The organism is Modestobacter sp. I12A-02662, assembly GCF_041028325.1.
In the GTDB taxonomy this organism is placed as follows: domain Bacteria; phylum Actinomycetota; class Actinomycetes; order Mycobacteriales; family Geodermatophilaceae; genus Modestobacter.
Genome location: NZ_JABGDE010000012.1, coordinates 105,973 through 123,141 on the forward strand (window position 1 = coordinate 105,973; position 17,169 = coordinate 123,141).

A 17,169-nucleotide genomic window follows, 5' to 3' on the forward strand; every position below is an offset into this window, starting at 1 on the left:
ATGCGGACCGCCCTGCAGCAGGTGCTGACCTTCGCCGCGGGCTCCCGGGTGCCCGAGGGGTTCGGGTACCTCGGCGCTGACGGCCGGGTGGTCCCCGGCCGGCCGGTCGAGACGTGGATCAGCGCGCGGATGACCCACGTGTTCGCGCTGGCCACCCTGCTGGGGCACCCGGGGGCCGAGGAGCTCGCAGCGCACGGGGTCGCGGCGCTGCGCGGCGGGCCGCTGCACGACGGCGAGCACGGCGGCTGGCGCGCGGCGACCGACGACGACACCAAGGCCGCCTACGTGCACGCCTTCGCCGTCCTCGCCGGGTCCACCGCGACGACCGCCGGCATCGACGGCGGCCGCGCCCTGCTCGACGAGGCCATGGCCGTCTGGGAGCAGCGGTTCTGGGACGACGACGAGGGGCTGGCCGCGGAGTCCTTCGACCGGGCCTGGACGACGAGCGAGGACTACCGCGGCGCAAACGCGAACATGCACGGCGTGGAGGCGGCGCTGGCCGCGGCCGACGCGCTGGCACCCAGCGATCCCGGCACCGCCGCCCGGCTGCGCACGCACGCGCTGCGCGCCACCGAACGGATCGTGCACGGCTGGGCCCGGGAGCGGCACTGGCGGCTCCCCGAGCACTTCACCTCCGGCTGGGAGCCGCTGCCGGAGTTCAACCGCGACCGCCCGGCCGACCCCTTCCGGCCCTACGGGGTGACCATCGGGCACCAGTTCGAGTGGGCGCGGCTGTGCCTGCACCTGGCGGCGGCGCTGGACGAGCACGCGCCCGGGTGGCTGCGCACCGACGCCGACGGGCTCTTCCTCGCCGCGGCCGAGCGCGGCTGGGCCGCCGACGGGCAGGAGGGCTTCCCGTACACGCTGGACTGGGACGACCGGCCGGTGGTCGGCGCCCGCATGCACTGGGTCGTCTGCGAGGCGGTCGCGGCGGCCGCCGTCCGGTACGCCGTCACCGGTGACCCCCGGGCGGCCACCCTGCAGCAGCGCTGGGGGGAGCTGGGCGACCGGCTGTTCCTCGACCCGGCCGCCGGCAGCTGGCACCACGAGCTGACGCCGGAGGGCGCCGTCGGCTCCGGGACGTGGGAGGGCAAGCCGGACGCCTACCACCTGGTGCAGATGCTGGTGCTGCCCGGCCGCCCGGTCCGCGGCAGCGTCGCCGCCGCCGTCCTCGCCTCCTGAGCGGTGTCGGACCCGTCCGTCACGCGGGCGGTGATTCGGCGGTGCGCGACCGGGTAGGGGGCGACGAAACGCACGAGCCCCCGAGCACAGGAGGAGATCACGTGGCGACCGTCGAGAAGTCGATCGACGTGGACGTTCCGATCCGGCAGGTCTACGACCAGTGGACGCAGTTCGAGTCGTTCCCGGAGTTCATGGGAGGGGTGGAGCGGATCACCCAGCTCGACGACCGGCGCACGCACTGGGTGACCAAGATCGGTGGCGTGGAGCGCGAGTTCGATGCCGAGATCACCGAGCAGCACCCCGAGGAGCGGGTGGCCTGGCGCAGCACGAGCGGCGAGGCGAAGCACGCCGGCGTGGTCACGTTCCACAAGATCAGTGACACGACGACCCGCATCATGGTCCAGCTGGACTGGGAGCCAGAGGGCGTCGTGGAGAAGGTCGGCGCGGCCGTCGGCGTCGACGACCGGCAGATCAACGCCGACGTGAAGCGCTTCAAGGAGTTCATCGAGAGCCGGGGCACCGAGACCGGCGCCTGGCGCGGCGACATCCCGCGCCAGTAGGACATCCGGCAGGACGACGACGGCGCCCGCCCCCGCAAGGGGACGGGCGCCGCCGCACGTCGTACCGGGGTCAGCCGGCTCCGCTCACTCCGCGTCGAGGTCGCGCTCGACCATCTCGGCGATCTGCGCGAGGGCCGCCTCGTCGTCGCTGCTGACCTCGACGTCGGTGCCCTTCTTGGCGCCGAGCGTCATGATCATCAGCGGGGAGCCGGCGTCCACCGGGTTGCCGCCGGGAGTGGCCAGCGTGACCGACGCCCCGGACTTGGCCACCGCCTCGGCGATCAGGGCGGCCGGGCGGGCGTGCAGGCCGACGGCGGAGCCGACGGTGACGGTCTTGGAGGGCATCGTGCCTCTTCTCGGATCGACGGTGGGTGGGATCAGCTTGCCTGCTGCGCGGCGGCGGCACCCGCCGGGGCAGCAGGGGCGTGGGTGGGCGTGTGCGCGTGCTGGAGGTCCACGGCGTCCTCGGGGACGTCGTCGGCCTTGGGCCGCCCGATGCTCTTGGCGATGGTCACGGCGACGGCGCCGACGACCGCACCGATGAGCACGGCGATCAGGAACAGCACGGCGTTGCTCATCGCGAAGAACACGAAGATGCCGCCGTGCGGTGCCCGCAGCTCGACGCCGCTGGCCGCGACGATCGCGCCGGTGGTGGCACCGCCGACCATCATCGAGGGGATCACCCGCAGCGGGTCGGCCGCGGCGAACGGGATGGCCCCCTCGGAGATGAACGAGAGCCCGAGCAGCCAGGCCGCCTTGCCGTTGTCCCGCTCGGCCGGGGTGTAGAGCTTCGGCCGGATCGCGGTGGACATCGCCATGGCCAGCGGCGGGACCATGCCGGCGGCCATGACCGTGGCCATGATGACCAGCGGTGCCCCGCCGGTGGTCGCCGCGCCGGCCAGCCCGGTGGTGGCGAAGACGTAGGCGGCCTTGTTGACCGGTCCGCCCAGGTCGAAGCACATCATCAGGCCCAGGATGATCCCGAGCAGGATGGCTTCGGTGCCGGCCAGGCCGGTGAGGAAGTTGCCGAGCCCGGTGAGGGCGGCGGCCAGGGGGCGGCCGAGCACGATGACCATCAGGCCGCTGGAGATCAGCGTGGCCAGCAGCGGGATGATCACGACCGGCTGCAGCCCGCGGACCCCGGCGGGCAGCTTCCAGCCGCTGATCCACCGCGCGGCGAAGCCGGCCAGGATGCCGCCGACCACGCCGCCGAGGAACCCGGCGCCCACGGTGAGGGAGACCGCGCCGACGACGAAGCCGGGGACGATGCCCGGCCGGTCGGCGATGGCGTAGGCGATGTAGCCGGCCAGCGCCGGGACCAGGAAGCCGAAGGCCGCCTGGCCGAGCACGGTGCAGACCGCGCCGAGGTAGCCGAGGAAGCCGTCGGTCAGCCCCTCGACGCCCGACACGCTCGGCAGGTCGAAGAAGGTGTTGTTCAGCGCCCAGTTCTGCGCGTAGCTCAGGCCGTCGGTGGACGGGTCGGAGTTGACGATCTGGTAGCCGCCGAACAGGAAGCCGAGCGCGATCAGCAGACCGCCCGCCGCGACGAACGGGATCATGTAGCTGACGCCGGTGAGCAGCCAGCGGCGGACCTCACCGCCCAGCGACGGCTTCCCGCCGTCCCCGGCCGGGGCCTCCCCGCCCGCGCCGGCGGTGCCGGGCACCCGGCGGCCGTTGGGGTCGTCGGCGGCGGCCAGCGCCTCGCGGATCATCACCTCGGGCTCGTTCATCGCGCGCTTGGTGCCCGACTGCACCAGCGGCTTGCCGGCGAACCGCTCCCGGTCCTTCACGCCCACGTCCACGGCGAAGATCACCGCGTCGGCCCGGCTGATCACCGAGGGGTCCAGCGGCGTGGAACCGGAGGAGCCCTGGGTCTCCACGTGGAGCTCGACGCCCATCTCCTTGGCCGCCGCGGTCAGCTTGTCCGCCGCCATGTAGGTGTGCGCGATGCCGGTCGGGCAGGCGCTGACCGCGATGACCGTGCGGGACGACGTCCCGGCGGCCGTCGCGGCGGGCGCGGCGGCCGCAGGCGCGGCGGTGGACGCGGTGGCGCCGCCGCCGGCGGCCGCGGGGGCGGCGGCCGCCGGGGCGGGGGAGACGACGTCCTGCACCAGGGCGACGATCTCCTCCGAGCTGCTCGCCGCGCGCAGCGAGGCGACGAACTCCGGCCGCACCAGCGCGCGGGCCAGCGCGGTGAGCAGGGTCAGGTGGTCGGCGTCGCCGTGCTCGGGCGCGGCGATGAGGAAGGCGAGGTCCGCCGGGCCGTCCGGCGCGCCGAAGTCGACCTTCGGGGAGAGCCGGGCGAAGGCCAGCGACGCCTGGGTGACCGCCGAGGACCGGCAGTGCGGGATCGCGATCCCGCCGGGCAGGCCGGTGGCGGCCTTCGCCTCGCGGGCCATGGCGTCGGCGTGCAGCGAGTCGCCGGTGGTCGCCCGGCCGGCCCCGGCGACCAGCTCGGCGAGCCGGCGCACGACGCTGCCCTTGTCGGACCCGAGGTCGGCGTCGAGCGCCACCAGCTCGGGTGTGATCAGTGCGGACATGGTCTCTCCTGCGGGTTCAACGGGCGTCGGTACCGGCGGCCGGGACGGCCGCGGCGGAAGTGGGGGAGCCGGGCGGGCCGGCGGTGACGGGGACCCCGGCCGGGTCCACCTGCGGAGGGGTCGGCACGGCCGATCCGGGGAGCGAGGCGCTGGCGGCGCCGTAGGCGACCGCGTGCTGCAGTCGCCCGGCCGGGTCGGCGCCGGCCAGGTCGGCCAGCACGTAGCCGGCCAGGCTGCAGTCGCCGGCGCCCACGGTGCTGCGCACGGTGATCCGCGGCGGGCGGGCCGACCACAGCCCGCCGTCGGCGGTGGAGAGCAGGGCGCCGTCGGCGCCGAGGGTGAGCAGCACCTCGGCGACCCCGCGCTCGTGCAGCGTGGCGACGGCGGCGAGCGCGGCCGGCAGGTCGGTCGCCACCGACTCCTCCGGGACCCCGGCCAGCTGGGCGAGCTCCTCGGTGTTGGGCTTGAGCAGGTCGGGGGCGGCGTCCGGCCCCGCGTCGAGCAGCGCCAGCAGCGGCGCCTCGGAGGTGTCGACGGCGATCCGTGCGCCGGTGTCGCGCAGCCCCCGGACCAGCGTGGCGTACCAGTCCACCGGCGCTCCCGGCGGGAGCGACCCGGAGAGGACGACCCACCGGGCACCGGTGGCGTGCTCGTGGACCGCCGCCTCCAGCGCGGCCAGCGCGGTGCCGTCGAGCCGGGCGCCCGGCTCGTTCAGCTTGGTGGTGGTGCCGTCGGGCTCGGTGAGGGTGTAGTTGGTGCGCACCGGGGTGGCCAGCGGCACGGTGGCCAGCCGCAGGCCCAGCTCGTGCAGCGCCCGGACGATCGGGTCGTCGTCGGCGGCGGGCAGCACCGAGACGACGTCGGCCCCCGCCGCCGCCACCGCCCGTGACACGTTGACGCCCTTGCCGCCGGGCTCGGTGCTGCTGGGGCCCAGCCGGGCGACCGTGCCGCGCTCCAGCGGACCGGGCAGCGCGAGCGTCCGGTCCAGGCTCGGGTTGGCGGTCAGCGTGACCACCCGCCCGGTCGACTCCGTCCTCATCCGACGAGCACCTCGATCCCCTGTTGCTCCAGTTCGGCGACGACGGCCGGATCGGCCTCGTCATCGGTGACCAGCACGTCGACGTCCTCGACGGCCGCGAAGCGCACCAGGTGCTCGCGGCCGATCTTGCTGCTGTCGCCGAGCACCACCACCCGCTGCCCGGCGGAGGCCATGGCCCGCTTGACGCCGGCCTCCGCCTCGTCGGGGGTGGAGAAGCCGTGGGCGGCGCTGATCCCGTTGGTGCCGAGGAAGACGACGTCGGCCCGCAGGTCGGCCAGTGCGGCGACGGTCGACAGCCCGACGGCGGCCTGGGTGATCCCGCGGACCCGGCCGCCGAGCAGGTGCAGCGAGATGCCGGGCGACGGGGCCAGCCGGGCGGCGATCGGCACGGAGTTGGTGGCGACGGTCAGCGACCGGTCGCCGGGCAGCAGCTCGGCCAGTGCCGCCGTCGTGCTGCCCCCGTCGAGGACGACGCTGCCGTGCGGGCCGGGCAGGAGGGCGAGGGCGGCGTTCGCGATCCGCCGCTTGGCCTCGGTGCGGGTGCCCCGCCGCTCGCCGAACCCGGACTCGACGACGGTGAGCGCGCCGACCGGCACGGCGCCCCCGTGCACGCGGCGCAGCAGCCCGGCGCGCTCCAGGGTGGCGAGGTCCCGGCGGACGGTCTCGGTGGTGACCCCGAAGTGCTCGGCGACGGCGGTGACGGCGACCCGGCCGCGCTGCGTGACGAGCCCGGCGATGGCCTGCTGTCGCTCCTCGGCGTACATGGTGGTCACCTCCCGGCAGGTGTGGCGCTGGGGCGATCGGAACGCCGTGGGCGTGCCCGGTCATGTGGGATCGGACTTGTCTTCCTGTTGTTCTACGTGGGACCTGTTGACAAGTCAAGACCGCTTCGTGACTCTGGTCACCGGAAGCACCATCGTCGTTCCGCCGGTCCCCGATCCGCCAGTCCGTGCCGCCGCGAGGACGAGCGTCCGTTCCCGGACGTACTCCCGCTGGCCCCAAGAGACAGTGAGGCCCTCGATGTCCACCACTCCGACCCGCGCCGGGCTCGACTCGGCGGACCTCTCCCGGCCGGTCGTGCTCACCGGCACCCCCGTGGTACCCGGCGTCGCCGTGGGGCCCGTGATCCGCCCGGTCGGCGCCGTGGAGCTGCCCTCGACCGAGGGTCCGTGGATCGCCGAGGACGAGCGCGCGGCCGAGAAGGACCGCTTCGGCGCCGCCGCGGAGGCGGTGGCCCGGCGCCTGGCCGAGCGGGCCGCCGCCGCCACCGGCGTCAGCGCCGAGGTGCTCGCCACCACCGCGCAGCTCGCCCGTGACCGCGGGCTGCTCTCGGCGGTGGAGCAGCGGATCGGCGAGGGCTCTTCCGCGCCCGTGGCCACGGTCGCGGCCGCCGCGCAGTTCGTCGACCTGTTCACCAGCCTCGGGGGGGTGATGGCGGAGCGGGCCACCGACGTCCGCGACGTCCGGGACCGGATCGTCGCCGAGCTCACCGGGCAGGGGGAGCCCGGCGTACCGACGCCGGGGACGCCGTCGGTGCTGCTCGCCGACGACCTCGCCCCGGCCGACACGGCCGGCCTGGACCCCGCGCGGGTCATCGCCCTGGCCACCCGGCTGGGCGGGGCCACCAGCCACACCGCGATCATCGCCCGCCAGCTGGGCCTGCCCTGCGTCGTGGCCGTCGGCGGGCTCGACGACGTGCCCGAGGGTGCGGTCGTCCTGGTCGACGGGGAGGCCGGCACGGTGACCGTCGACCCCGACCTGCAGGACGCCGGGGCCCGGGTGGCCGCGTCGCGGGAGGCGGCCGCCGCGCTGGCCCAGTACCGCGGCCCGGGCAGCACGCGCGACGGCCACGCGGTGCAGGTGCTCGCGAACGTGCAGGACGGTCCCGGGGCGCGCGCGGCCGCTGCGGCCCACGCCGAGGGGGTCGGGCTGCTCCGCACCGAGCTGGCCTTCTTCGGCCGCACCGAGGAGCCGCCGGTCGAGGAGCAGGCGCGGATCTACGCCGAGGTCTTCGCGGCCTTCCCGGGCGGCAAGGTCGTGCTCCGCACGCTGGACGCCGGCTCGGACAAGCCGCTGCCGTTCGCCACGGCGCCGGACGAGGCCAACCCGGCCCTCGGCGTCCGCGGGCTGCGCACCGCCCGCCGGGACCCCGGCCTGCTCACCCGCCAGCTCGACGCCGTCGCCCAGGCCGCGCAGGAGACCGGTGCCGCGCCGTGGGTCATGGCGCCGATGGTCGCCACCGTGTCCGAGGCCGCCGACTTCGCCGCGCACGTGCGGGAGCGCGGGCTGGTGCCCGGGGTCATGGTCGAGGTGCCCTCGGTCGCCGTGCTCGCCGACCGGTTCCTCGAGCACCTGGACTTCCTGTCCATCGGGACCAACGACCTGTCGCAGTACACGCTGGCCGCCGACCGGCTCTCCGGTGACCTGGCCGACCTGACCGACCCGTGGCAGCCGGCGCTGCTCGCGCTGGTGGCGCAGACCGCCTCGGCCGGGCAGCAGGTGGGCAAGCCGGTGGGGGTGTGCGGCGAGGCCGCGGCCGATCCGATGCTGGCCTGCGTGCTGGTCGGCATGGGGATCACCTCGTTGTCCTGTGCGGCGTCCTCGATCGCCGGGGTCGGCGCCCGGCTGGCCACGGTCGACCTGACCACCTGCCGGGAGGCCGCGGACGTGGCGCTCGCCGCCGCGGACCCGCAGTCGGCGCGCGCCGCCGTCCGCGAGGTGCTCGCGAAGGCCTGAGGAAGGACCCCGTTCCCTCCACGCTCCGCAAGCTCAGCGCGGGCCCCCGAACGGGGCCGGAGCCCCGCCGGTACCCGACCGGCGGGGCTCTGCCGCGTTCGGGCGAACCGAGGTGAAACGGCCTCCTGAGCAACGTTTCCATGGTCATCGCCCGGACGAGTGACTCAGATCATCGGCGACTTAGGGACTCGCCCTTCGATCCTATGGAATATGTGTACGTCCACCGGTATTACTACGGGTGTAACACACATCAGGCACGACCGAGAGAAGGCAGTGACATGAGCAGCGTGACCTCCACCTGGCGTCAGCGTCGGATGGCGGCGCGTACGCGCCGGGCCCTTTCCGCCGCGATGGCCCGCTCCAGCAGCCCCGCCCTGCGCGACGAGCTGCTGACCCTGGCGAACAGCGCCCCGTTCAGCAACCTGCGCTGAGCCAGGACCCCCTCGCCCCCCGCCGCTCGCGGCAGCCCCTGCGAGGGGGCCTACGTGAAGGCCCCGTCCTCCTCGGGCGGGGCCTTCCTCAGTTCCGGAGGCGGGCGCGCAGCGCGGCCTGCTCGTCGACGCCGAAGCCGTGCTGGTCCAGCCAGCCCACCGGTCCACCCCAGCGCTCGTCGAGCAGGTCCAGGACCCGGCGCATCGACTCGGCGCGGGGCGTGTGGTGCGCGACGCCCCGGGTGGTCATGTCCTCGGCGTACGTCGGGCTGGCCGCCAGCTTGGCCACCAGCGCGTCGATGACCTCGGCGGTCTGCGCGTAGTCGGCGACGATCGCCTCCGTCGCCACGCCCGCCACCGCGAGCGCCAGGGCGACCACGACGCCGGTGCGGTCCTTGCCGGCGGCGCAGTGCACCACCGCGGCGCCCGGCCCGCCGGCGGCCAGCGAGTGCAGCGCGGCGACCACGTTCTCCGCCCCGTCGGTCAGGTAGCCGAGGTAGGAGCGGACGGCGGGCAGCTCGCCGTCGGAACCCGGCGTGACCTGGCGGGGCAGCAGCGACTCGGCCCAGTCGGCGGGCAGCCCGGCGCGGATCAGCGCCGCGTCCTCCTCCTCCGCGGCGAACACGTCGGTGCGCCGGCCGCGCTCGGGCAGCAGCGTGAAGTGCCGGTGGGTGACCGCGTCGACGTCCCGCAGCGGGCCGCGGCCCTCCAGCAGGATCTCGGCGGTGGTGCGCAGGTCGACCACCTCGGTCAGCCGGACCTCCGCGACCAGCCGGTGGACGTCGTCCGGGCTGAGGGTCTGCAGGTTGTCGCTGCGGAGGATGCGCCCGCGCACCGTCTCGCCGCCGTCCGCCGTGGGCAGGCCCCCGAGGTCCCGGGTGTTCGTCGTCCCGTCGAGGCGGATCCAGCGGTCGGTGCGGATGGCGGTCACCCACCGACCGTAAGCCGTTTCCCGGACCGCGCGTCCCGGACCCCGAGCGGGTCGGCCCGGCGGCCCTATGCCGCCTCCATGGCCAGGAGGCCGTGGTGGTGCCGGCTCGGGTTCCACGCGTACGTGACCGCGCGCCCCGTGGACGAGCAGCTCGGGCGACCGTCGAAGGTGTGCCGACGCTGCGGGAAGCGTCGTGGGTCGGGGGTCGACGACCTCCCACCCGTCGTCCTCAGCTGACCGGCGGCCCTCAGCCGTCGAGCAGGTCCCGGCAGACCGTGAGCAGCCGCTGCCGGAGCTCGTTGCCGCGGGTGGCGAACCCCCGCTGCGCCGCGACGTACTGCGCCTTCCCCGCAGGGGTCTCGATCGCGACCGGCTCGTAGCCGGCGGCGCTCAGGTCGTAGGGCGACGCGCGCATGTCCATCTCGCGGACGTCCGACGCGAGGGTGAAGCAGTCGGCGAGCAGCTCCCCGGGCACCGCGGGGCTGAGCTTGTAGGCCCACTTGTAGAGGTCCATGGTCGCGTGCAGGCAGCCGGGCTGCTCCAGCTGCGGCTGTGCCTCCCGGGTGGGCGTGAGCGTGTTCCGGGGCCGCGCGGCCGGAGTGAAGAAGCGGAACGCGTCGATGTGGCTGCACTGCACCCTGTGCCGCTCGACGACGGCGTCGGTGCCGTCCTGGCCCAGGCGCAGCGGCAGCTGCTCGTGCCGCACCCCGCCCGGCCCCGGGCGGTAGAGCATCGCCCACTCGTGCAGCCCGAAGCAGCCGAACTGCGCCGGCCGCCCGGCGGTCGCGGCCAGCAGCCCCTCGATCCACGCCGCGGCGTCCCGGCGCCGGGCCAGGAACGCGGGGCGGTCCAGGCCCACGGCGCGCACCGCCTCCCCGTCGGGGGTGGTCGCCGCCACCTCGGCGTACATCGGCCAGTCCAGCCGTCCACGGGCCGCCGCGCCGGTGAGGGCCGTGCCGAGACCAGGGTGCCAGCGGCGCAGCCGACCCGGGGACTCGGAGTAGTAGGTGAACAGGAAGTCGAGCACCGGGTGGGTCACGCCGTCCCGGCGGCGCTGCCGGTGCGGTTCCAGCCAGGTGTCCATCCGCCGCTGGTACGCCGCCTCGCGCGCACGCCAGTCGTCGACGGCGAGCGCCGTGGGGCGGGTGTCGAGCAGCGGCGGCACGCGGCCAGCGTAGGTCGCGCCGCGAGCGGGACCCGCCCCTGCCGGCGGCGTGCGCCGGAGCGGGGTCCCCGCCGGGCGGACGGTCAGTGCGCGGTCCACCCGCCGTCCATGACCAGCGAACTGCCGGTCACCGAGGTGGCCGACGGCGAGCAGAGCCAGGCGACCGCGTCCGCGACCTCCTCCGGCTCGATGAGCCGCTTGAGGGCGGCCGGCGCGAGCATGACCTGCTCGAGGACCTGGTCCTCGGTCAGCCCGTGCGCCCGGGCCTGGTCGGCGATCTGGCCCTCGACCAGCGGGGTGCGGACGTAGGCCGGGTTGACGCAGTTGGAGGTGACGCCGTGCTCGGCGCCCTCCAGGGCGATCACCTTCGACAGCCCCTCGAGCCCGTGCTTCGCCGTCACGTAGGCCGACTTGTACGGCGAGGCCCGCAGCCCGTGCACCGAGCTGACGTTCACGATCCGGCCCCAGCCGCGCTCGTACATGGACGGGAGCGCCCCGCGCACCAGGCGGAAGGGCGCCTCCAGCATCAGCCGCAGGATGAGGCTGAACCGGTCGACCGGGAACTCGTGCACCGGGGCGACGTGCTGCAGGCCGGCGTTGTTGACCAGCACGTCGACGTCGAGGTCCAGGGCGTCCACCGCGTCGAGGTCGCTGAGGTCGACGGTCACCGCGGTGCCGCCCACCTCCGCGGCCACCCGCTCCGCCGCCGCGGCGTCGCGGTCCACGACCAGCACCTTGGCGCCCGCGTCGGCGAGCCGGACGGCACACGCCCGCCCGATGCCCGATGCGCCCCCGGTGATCATCGCCCGTCGTCCGGCCAGGAAGTCGTTGTGCGCCATGGCGGCACCGTAGAGCGGTGCCCGGGTCCGGGCGACCGGTGGGGGTCCGGCGGGAGCCCCGGCCTCGGCACCGCGACGGGTGCCGAGGCCGGGGCACGTGCTCATCCGGCGGAGTTGCCCGGGCGGGTCAGGTCGTCGTCGCGCTGCGCCTCGTCGTCGGTGAGCAGGACGGTGTCCTGCTCACCGCGGTCGCCGGCGTTGTCGCCGGTCTGCCCGTCGATCAGGTTGCTGTCGGCGTCGGCCGTGTCCGGCGACTCCTGGTAGCCGGTGTTGTCGCTCTCGGTCATGGGGTCCTCCAGAGGTCGGTGCCTGGGTCAGTCGGCCGGGTTCTTCGCGCGCTCGGCGAGCTCGGGCTGACCGGTGACCCGGGCGGACTGGTCGCCGCCGGTGGCCTGGTCACGCTCGACCGCCTCGTCCCGGGTCAGCGGGACGTCGCCGAACGAGTCGGTGCCGGTCGAGCTGTCGTCCCCGGTCCCCGAGGCCGTGGGGACGTCCTGCTGGATGCGGTCGCTGCCCTGCGGGTCGCTCATGGCAGCCCCATGCCCACGTGCCGGTCGGGGAAACGGCTCAGGACGCGGCCTCGTCGACCGCCATCAGCGCGTCGGGCGTCGCACGTCGGCCGGATGCGCCGCGGGCCGCCCTGGTGCGGTGCACGGGCCGGCGCTCAGCCGTCGAGGGCCGGGCCCGCCTCGTGCCGCGGGTGGCCGGACGTGCGTTCGCGCTGCTTCATCCGGGCCTCGTACACGTGCCGGTCGCCGTCGGCGAGCTCGGTGCGGGCCCGCTCGTCGAAGGCGCGGAACGTCGACCAGTAGGTCGCGTCGTAGTCCTCCACGACCTGGAACGTCCAGCGGTCGGCGATGACGTTGCGGCCGACGAGGTCGCGGTCGAGGTCGTCGGCGAGCTGCGTGTGGCCGGCGTCCCGGAGCTGCTGGACGGCGTCCTGCAGCAGCAGGTCGGCCTTGCCGGTGAGCTGGTGGAACCCGTACAGCAGCCCGCGGGCCTGCTCCACGGTCTCCAGGGCCTCGGAGAGCTTGCCGAGGGCGGTGACGGTGTCGTCGTCGAGGTCGGGACGGGAGCGATCGGTCATGGGCCCTTCTTCAGGCGGTCGCCGCGTCGATCAGCCGCTCGGCCAGCTGCCGGCCGTGGGAGGCGGGCCCGTCGGGACCGAGCAGCCCGCCGGACAGGTACATGCCGTCGATGATCAGGTGGATCTGGGCGGCGAGGTCCTCGCCACCGCCCGGGACCAGCTCGTCGGCCAGCCGCTCGAGCCGCAGGTGCAGCTCGAACTTGTAGTCGGCGGCGGCGCTGCGGGCCGGGTGCTGCGGGTCGTCGTACTCGCTGCTCACGTTGGTGAAGGGGCAGCCGCGGAAGCCGGTGCGGGTGACGTCCCGCTCCACGACGTCCACCACCGCCAGCAGGGCCGCCCGCGGGTCACCCTCCAGCCGGGCGAGCTCGGCGTCGAGGTAGGCGAGCACGGTCGCGGCCTTGCGCGCCAGGTACGCGCCGACGAGGTCGTCCTTGCTCTTGAAGAGCCGGTACACCGTCATCTTGCCCAGACCGGTCTCGCGGACCAGTTCGTCCATCCCCACGCTGCGCGAGCTGCGCGCCGAGAAGAGGCGCTCGGCGGTGTCCAGGACGATCTCCTGGCGCTCGGCCCGGGAACGACGGGCCGGCGCACCGTCGTCGGTCGTGTGCAGGGGGAGTGCGGCTGCGGTCACGCGGCCGATGGTGCAGGACGGCGTGACGGAGCGGTTCGCGGCACGCCGACGGGCCCGGGCGTCGTCACGCACCGCCGTGGCGCATGGCGAACCCCGGGACGACGGGGGTCGGTGGTGCCGTTGTGACGAGCCCGGGGGGCGGGCTCAGGCCCGGCGGATCCGGCGCGGGTTGGCCAGCAGGCGGGCGACGGGAGCGCTGGGCGACCCCGGGGTCGCCGACGGGGAGCGGATGTCCTCCTGGCGCTGTGCGCGGTCGTCGGCCATGGCGGCCAGTCTGCCCGCGGGGGCCGGAGCCGGGACAGCCCCGGTCGCGTGAACCGAACCCGGATCGGGTGAGACGCCGCTCACTGCCCGGGCTGCGTTACGCTACTGACAATCATTCTCATTCCCACCTCGGAGGTCCGATGCCGTCCCCGTTCCGCCGTGCAGCTCTGCTCGCGGCGTCGTCCCTCGCCCTCGCCGCCGCCGCCGCCTGCGGCTCGGAGGAGGACACGGCCGACGACGACGGCGTGCGCGCGGTCGCCTCGACCGACGTCTACGGCGACGTGGTGGCGGCCATCGGCGGCGACCGCGTCGAGGTCACCTCGGTGCTCGACGACCCGTCGGCCGACCCGCACTCCTTCGAGGCCAACACCCGCACCCAGCTGGCGGTGTCCCGGGCCGATCTGGTGGTCGCGAACGGCGGGGGCTACGACGACTTCATGGACGCCCTCGTCGCCGCCGACGGCACCGACGCCGTCGTGCTGGACGCGGTCGCGGCGTCCGGGCTCGACGCCGGGGCGGAGGGCTTCAACGAGCACGTCTGGTACGACCTCGAGGCGATGGACGCCCTCGCCGGCGAGGTGGTCACCGCCCTCGGCGAGGTCGACCCGGCCGGGGCGGAGGACTACGAGGCCAACGGCGCGACGTTCCGCGCGGGCCTGCAGGAGCTGGTCGCCGCCGGGGAGCAGGCGCGGGCCACCACGCAGGGTGCGGGCGTGGCGGTCACCGAGCCGGTCCCCGGCCACCTGCTCGAGGCCCTCGGGGCGGAGGACCTCACCCCCGCGGAGTTCGCCGAGGCGGTCGAGGAGGGCGGCGACGTCTCACCGGCCGTCCTGCAGGAGACCCTCGACCTGATCGGCAGCGGGCAGGTGCGCGCGCTGGTGTACAACGAGCAGACCAGCGGCCCGCAGACCGAGCGGGTGCTGGAGGCGGCGCGGGCCGCCGGCGTCGACGTCGTCCCGGTGACCGAGACGCTGCCCGAGGGGGAGGACTACCTCTCCTGGATGCGGGGCAACCTCGACGCGGTCGTCGCCGCCCTCTCCGCGTGAGATCGTCGGAGCGATGACCACAGCCTCGGGACCAGCTCTCAGCCTGCGGGACGCCCGGATGTCGTTCGGGGACCGCGTGCTGTGGAGCGGGCTGGACCTCGAGCTGCAGCCCGGTGAGTTCCTCGCCGTCCTCGGCCCCAACGGGGTGGGCAAGTCCACGCTGCTCAAGGCGGTCCTCGGCCAGCAGCCGCTGGCCGCCGGCCAGCTGCTCGTCGGCGGGCGGCCGCCCGGCCGGGGCAGCGCCACGGTCGGGTACGTGCCCCAGCAGAAGTCGATGGACGCCGCGACCCCGCTGCGCGCCCGGGACCTGGTCGCCCTCGGGCTGGACGGGCACCGCTGGGGCGTGCCGCGGCGCTCGACGGACGCCCGCCGGCGGGTCGACGAGGCGCTCGAGGCGGTCGGGGCCACCGGCTACGCCGACGCCCCGATCGGGCTGCTCTCCGGCGGCGAGCAGCAGCGGGTCCGGATCGCCCAGGCGCTGGCCACCGACCCCACGCTGCTGCTCTGCGACGAGCCGCTGCTGTCCCTGGACCTGCGCCACCAGCGGGCGGTCTCGGCGATGATCGACCGGCGGCGCCGCGAGCACGACACCGCGGTCGTCTTCGTGACCCACGAGATCAACCCCGTGCTCGACCTGGTCGACCGGGTGCTCTACATCGCCGGGGGCCGGCACCGGGTCGGGACGCCGGCCGAGGTGCTCACCTCCGCGACCCTCAGCGAGCTGTACCGCACCCCCGTCGACGTGCTCGACGTCCGCGGCCGGATCGTGGTGGTCGGGACGCAGGAGGAGCCCGGCGGCTGCGAGCACCACGAGCAGCACGGCGACACCAGCGCCGAGCCCGCCGCGAGCGTGCGCCGTGGGTGACCTGTTCGACTACAGCGACTACGGCCAGCTGCTCGGGCTGGTGCACAACTCGCTGATCGCCGCCGCGCTGCTCGGCCTGGTCGGCGGGCTGGTCGGCGTCTTCGTGCAACTGCGGGACCTGCAGTTCGCGGTGCACGGCATCAGCGAGCTGTCCTTCGCCGGTGCGGCGGCCGCCCTGCTGCTCGGCGCCAACGTGGCGCTGGGCTCGGTGGTCGGCTCTCTGCTGGCCGCGGCGCTCATCGGCGGCCTCGGCGTCCGGGCGCGCGACCGCAACTCGGTGATCGGCGTCCTCATGCCCTTCGGGCTGGGTCTCGGCGTGCTGTTCCTGGCCCTCTACGAGGGCCGGGCGGCCAACAAGTTCGGCCTGCTCACCGGGCAGGTGGTGGCGGTGGACACCGTGCGGCTGAACTGGCTGGTCGGCGTCTCGATCGTGGTGCTCGCCGGCATGGCGCTGATCTGGCGGCCGCTGCTGTTCGTCAGCGCCGACCCGGAGGTCGCCGTCGCCCGGGGGCTGCCCGCCGGCCTGCTGTCGGTGGGCTTCACCCTGCTGCTGGGCCTCGCCGTGTCGATGGCCGTGCAGGTGGTGGGCGCGCTGCTCGTGCTGTCCCTGCTGGTCACGCCGGCCGCCGCGGCGTTCCGGGTGACGGCCTCGCCGGTGCTCGCCCCGGTGCTCAGCGTGGTGTTCGCGGTGGTCTCCGCCGTCGGCGGGATCCTGCTCGCGCTGGGCGGGAGCATCCCGATCAGCCCGTTCGTGACCACGATCTCGTTCGTGATCTACCTGGTCTGCCGGGCCGTCTCAGCCCGGCGGGTCCGCGGCGGGTGGGGGCACCGCCTCCCCGCGGCCGCGGCGCCCACCCCCGTCCCGATCCCCTGACCCCGGGAGCGCCGATGCCCGTCCAGCCCGGCCGCACCTCCTACCGCCGGCCCACGGCACCGCCCCGCCGGCCGCGGCGCGACACCGAGCCGGTCGCCTCCGACGAGGCACCACTCGCCAGGACGGTGCCCGAGGAGCCGGTCGACCCGGAACGTCCCGACGCGGCCGGACAGGGCTGACGGATCAGACGCCGGTGACCCGGTTCCCCGGGTCGACGCCGGGCTGCTCGTCGGTGTCCTCGCCCTCGGCCGGCTGCTCGGGGTGCGGGGTCTGGCCGCCGCCCTGCTGGTCGGGGGCGTCGGTGCCACCCTCGGCGGGCTCGTCGGGGTGGGGCGTCCGCTCTGCGCTGTCGGTCATGCCGCTGCGGTGCCCCGGTCGCGCGCCCGGAAACCACAGCTCACGCCGGGCGGGCAGCCGCCGCGGACAGCCGCTCAGCGGTCCGACCGGGCTCGGCGCACCGCCGGCAGCCCGAACCACAGCCCCAGGGCCAGCAGGGTGACCAGCGTGCACCCGGCGACGGCCCAGCCCCGGCCGAGCACGACGTCGAGGACGAGCAGCACCGCGCTGGCGATCCCGACGAGCAGCAGCACCAGGCCCACCAGCAGCGCCCGGTCGGCGAAGGCGACGACGGCCTCCTTCTCGTGCTGACGGAACAGCACCCGGTGGAAGGCCACCGGCGCGATGAACACGATCGCCGCGCACGTCGCGCTGATCAGGGTCAGCGGGTAGAGGTCCCGCTGGAAGGCCGTGAGGTCCTCGAACCGGGGCGTGAACGGCAGGGTGAGCAGGAACGCGAACAGGAACTGCACCCCGGCCGTGGCGACCCGCGTCTCCTGCAGGAGCTCGTGGACGTTGCGGTCCAGGGTCTGCTGCGGCGACTCCCCGCGCCGGCGCGCGGAGTCCTCGACGTCCGTCCGTTTCCTTGCCACGGAGGTGCGGTACCGCACGGACCGATCGCCGACACGACGAGGGGACGACG

21 protein-coding genes are annotated in these 17,169 nt (G+C 75.1%); 8 read left to right on the plus strand and 13 right to left on the minus strand.

The features are described 5' to 3' along the window. Positions 1 to 1,182 (plus strand): AGE family epimerase/isomerase, encoded by a 1,182-nt coding sequence (locus HL189_RS17935; RefSeq protein ID WP_369135078.1) that lies wholly within the window; start codon positions 1 to 3, stop codon positions 1,180 to 1,182. 101 nt (positions 1,183 to 1,283) lie between these two features. Next, complete coding sequence (locus HL189_RS17940) at positions 1,284 to 1,742, plus strand: SRPBCC family protein (RefSeq protein ID WP_369135079.1); 459 nt, start codon at positions 1,284 to 1,286, stop codon at positions 1,740 to 1,742. 84 nt (positions 1,743 to 1,826) lie between these two features. Here the strand turns inward: HL189_RS17940 and HL189_RS17945 are convergent, their stop codons facing one another. Genes HL189_RS17945 through HL189_RS17960 form a run of 4 tightly spaced genes read right to left on the minus strand, consistent with a single transcriptional unit; the run spans position 1,827 to position 6,085 of the window. Continuing rightward, positions 1,827 to 2,087, minus strand: a complete 261-nt coding sequence (locus tag HL189_RS17945) for an HPr family phosphocarrier protein (protein WP_369135080.1) — start codon at positions 2,085 to 2,087, stop codon at positions 1,827 to 1,829. A 32-nt stretch (positions 2,088 to 2,119) separates the two neighbouring features. Beyond that, complete coding sequence (locus HL189_RS17950) at positions 2,120 to 4,282, minus strand: fructose-specific PTS transporter subunit EIIC (protein WP_369135081.1); 2,163 nt, start codon at positions 4,280 to 4,282, stop codon at positions 2,120 to 2,122. A 16-nt stretch (positions 4,283 to 4,298) separates the two neighbouring features. Further along, positions 4,299 to 5,321 carry a 1-phosphofructokinase family hexose kinase gene (locus HL189_RS17955; RefSeq protein ID WP_369135082.1) on the minus strand — a complete coding sequence of 341 codons (1,023 nt, stop codon included), beginning with the start codon at positions 5,319 to 5,321 and terminating at the stop codon, positions 4,299 to 4,301. Further along, positions 5,318 to 6,085, minus strand: coding sequence for a DeoR/GlpR family DNA-binding transcription regulator (locus HL189_RS17960; protein ID WP_369135083.1), 768 nt, complete (start codon positions 6,083 to 6,085; stop codon positions 5,318 to 5,320). The genes HL189_RS17955 and HL189_RS17960 overlap by 4 nt, the downstream gene beginning before the upstream one ends. A 256-nt stretch (positions 6,086 to 6,341) precedes the next feature. Between HL189_RS17960 and HL189_RS17965 the strand changes: the two genes are divergently transcribed. Next, positions 6,342 to 8,057 (plus strand): phosphoenolpyruvate--protein phosphotransferase, encoded by a 1,716-nt coding sequence (locus HL189_RS17965; RefSeq protein ID WP_369135084.1) that lies wholly within the window; start codon positions 6,342 to 6,344, stop codon positions 8,055 to 8,057. 278 nt (positions 8,058 to 8,335) lie between these two features. After that, complete coding sequence (locus HL189_RS17970) at positions 8,336 to 8,488, plus strand: hypothetical protein (protein WP_369135085.1); 153 nt, start codon at positions 8,336 to 8,338, stop codon at positions 8,486 to 8,488. Between the two features lie 88 nt (positions 8,489 to 8,576). Here HL189_RS17970 and HL189_RS17975 read toward each other — a convergent pair whose 3' ends face one another. The 7 genes from HL189_RS17975 to HL189_RS18005 all read right to left on the minus strand — a co-directional run bounded on the left by HL189_RS17975 (position 8,577) and on the right by HL189_RS18005 (position 13,141). Beyond that, entirely contained in the window at positions 8,577 to 9,419 is an 843-nt protein-coding gene (locus HL189_RS17975; protein ID WP_369135086.1) for a tyrosine-protein phosphatase, read from the minus strand. Positions 9,420 to 9,666: 247 nt separating this feature from the next. Next, the gene (locus tag HL189_RS17980) at positions 9,667 to 10,584 is read right to left on the minus strand and encodes a 3-methyladenine DNA glycosylase (protein ID WP_369135087.1); all 918 of its coding nucleotides are present in this window, start codon (positions 10,582 to 10,584) and stop codon (positions 9,667 to 9,669) included. Between the two features lie 83 nt (positions 10,585 to 10,667). Beyond that, positions 10,668 to 11,423: a 3-hydroxybutyrate dehydrogenase gene (locus tag HL189_RS17985; RefSeq protein ID WP_369135088.1), complete on the minus strand. Its 756-nt coding sequence runs from the start codon at positions 11,421 to 11,423 to the stop codon at positions 10,668 to 10,670. A 101-nt stretch (positions 11,424 to 11,524) separates the two neighbouring features. Next, entirely contained in the window at positions 11,525 to 11,710 is a 186-nt protein-coding gene (locus HL189_RS17990; protein WP_369135089.1) for a hypothetical protein, read from the minus strand. Positions 11,711 to 11,737: 27 nt separating this feature from the next. Then, positions 11,738 to 11,953: a hypothetical protein gene (locus tag HL189_RS17995; protein ID WP_369135090.1), complete on the minus strand. Its 216-nt coding sequence runs from the start codon at positions 11,951 to 11,953 to the stop codon at positions 11,738 to 11,740. A 134-nt stretch (positions 11,954 to 12,087) separates the two neighbouring features. Beyond that, positions 12,088 to 12,510, minus strand: a complete 423-nt coding sequence (locus HL189_RS18000; RefSeq protein WP_369135091.1) for a hypothetical protein — start codon at positions 12,508 to 12,510, stop codon at positions 12,088 to 12,090. A 10-nt stretch (positions 12,511 to 12,520) separates the two neighbouring features. Continuing rightward, the gene (locus HL189_RS18005) at positions 12,521 to 13,141 is read right to left on the minus strand and encodes a TetR/AcrR family transcriptional regulator (RefSeq protein ID WP_369135092.1); all 621 of its coding nucleotides are present in this window, start codon (positions 13,139 to 13,141) and stop codon (positions 12,521 to 12,523) included. A 404-nt stretch (positions 13,142 to 13,545) separates the two neighbouring features. Between HL189_RS18005 and HL189_RS18010 the strand changes: the two genes are divergently transcribed. The 4 genes from HL189_RS18010 to HL189_RS18025 are packed head-to-tail and all read left to right on the plus strand — an operon-like array spanning position 13,546 to position 16,369. After that, positions 13,546 to 14,451, plus strand: coding sequence for a metal ABC transporter solute-binding protein, Zn/Mn family (locus tag HL189_RS18010; protein ID WP_369135093.1), 906 nt, complete (start codon positions 13,546 to 13,548; stop codon positions 14,449 to 14,451). A gap of 13 nt (positions 14,452 to 14,464) precedes the next feature. Further along, positions 14,465 to 15,316: a metal ABC transporter ATP-binding protein gene (locus HL189_RS18015; RefSeq protein ID WP_369135094.1), complete on the plus strand. Its 852-nt coding sequence runs from the start codon at positions 14,465 to 14,467 to the stop codon at positions 15,314 to 15,316. Then, positions 15,309 to 16,190, plus strand: a complete 882-nt coding sequence (locus HL189_RS18020) for a metal ABC transporter permease (protein ID WP_369135095.1) — start codon at positions 15,309 to 15,311, stop codon at positions 16,188 to 16,190. Before HL189_RS18015 ends, HL189_RS18020 begins: the two co-directional genes overlap by 8 nt. A 14-nt stretch (positions 16,191 to 16,204) precedes the next feature. Next, complete coding sequence (locus HL189_RS18025; protein ID WP_369135096.1) at positions 16,205 to 16,369, plus strand: hypothetical protein; 165 nt, start codon at positions 16,205 to 16,207, stop codon at positions 16,367 to 16,369. A gap of 4 nt (positions 16,370 to 16,373) precedes the next feature. Here HL189_RS18025 and HL189_RS18030 read toward each other — a convergent pair whose 3' ends face one another. Both HL189_RS18030 and HL189_RS18035 read right to left on the minus strand, forming a co-directional pair. After that, the gene (locus tag HL189_RS18030) at positions 16,374 to 16,547 is read right to left on the minus strand and encodes a hypothetical protein (protein WP_369135097.1); all 174 of its coding nucleotides are present in this window, start codon (positions 16,545 to 16,547) and stop codon (positions 16,374 to 16,376) included. Positions 16,548 to 16,621: 74 nt separating this feature from the next. After that, complete coding sequence (locus HL189_RS18035) at positions 16,622 to 17,119, minus strand: DUF6328 family protein (protein WP_369135098.1); 498 nt, start codon at positions 17,117 to 17,119, stop codon at positions 16,622 to 16,624. Between the last annotated feature and the right edge of the window lie 50 nt (positions 17,120 to 17,169).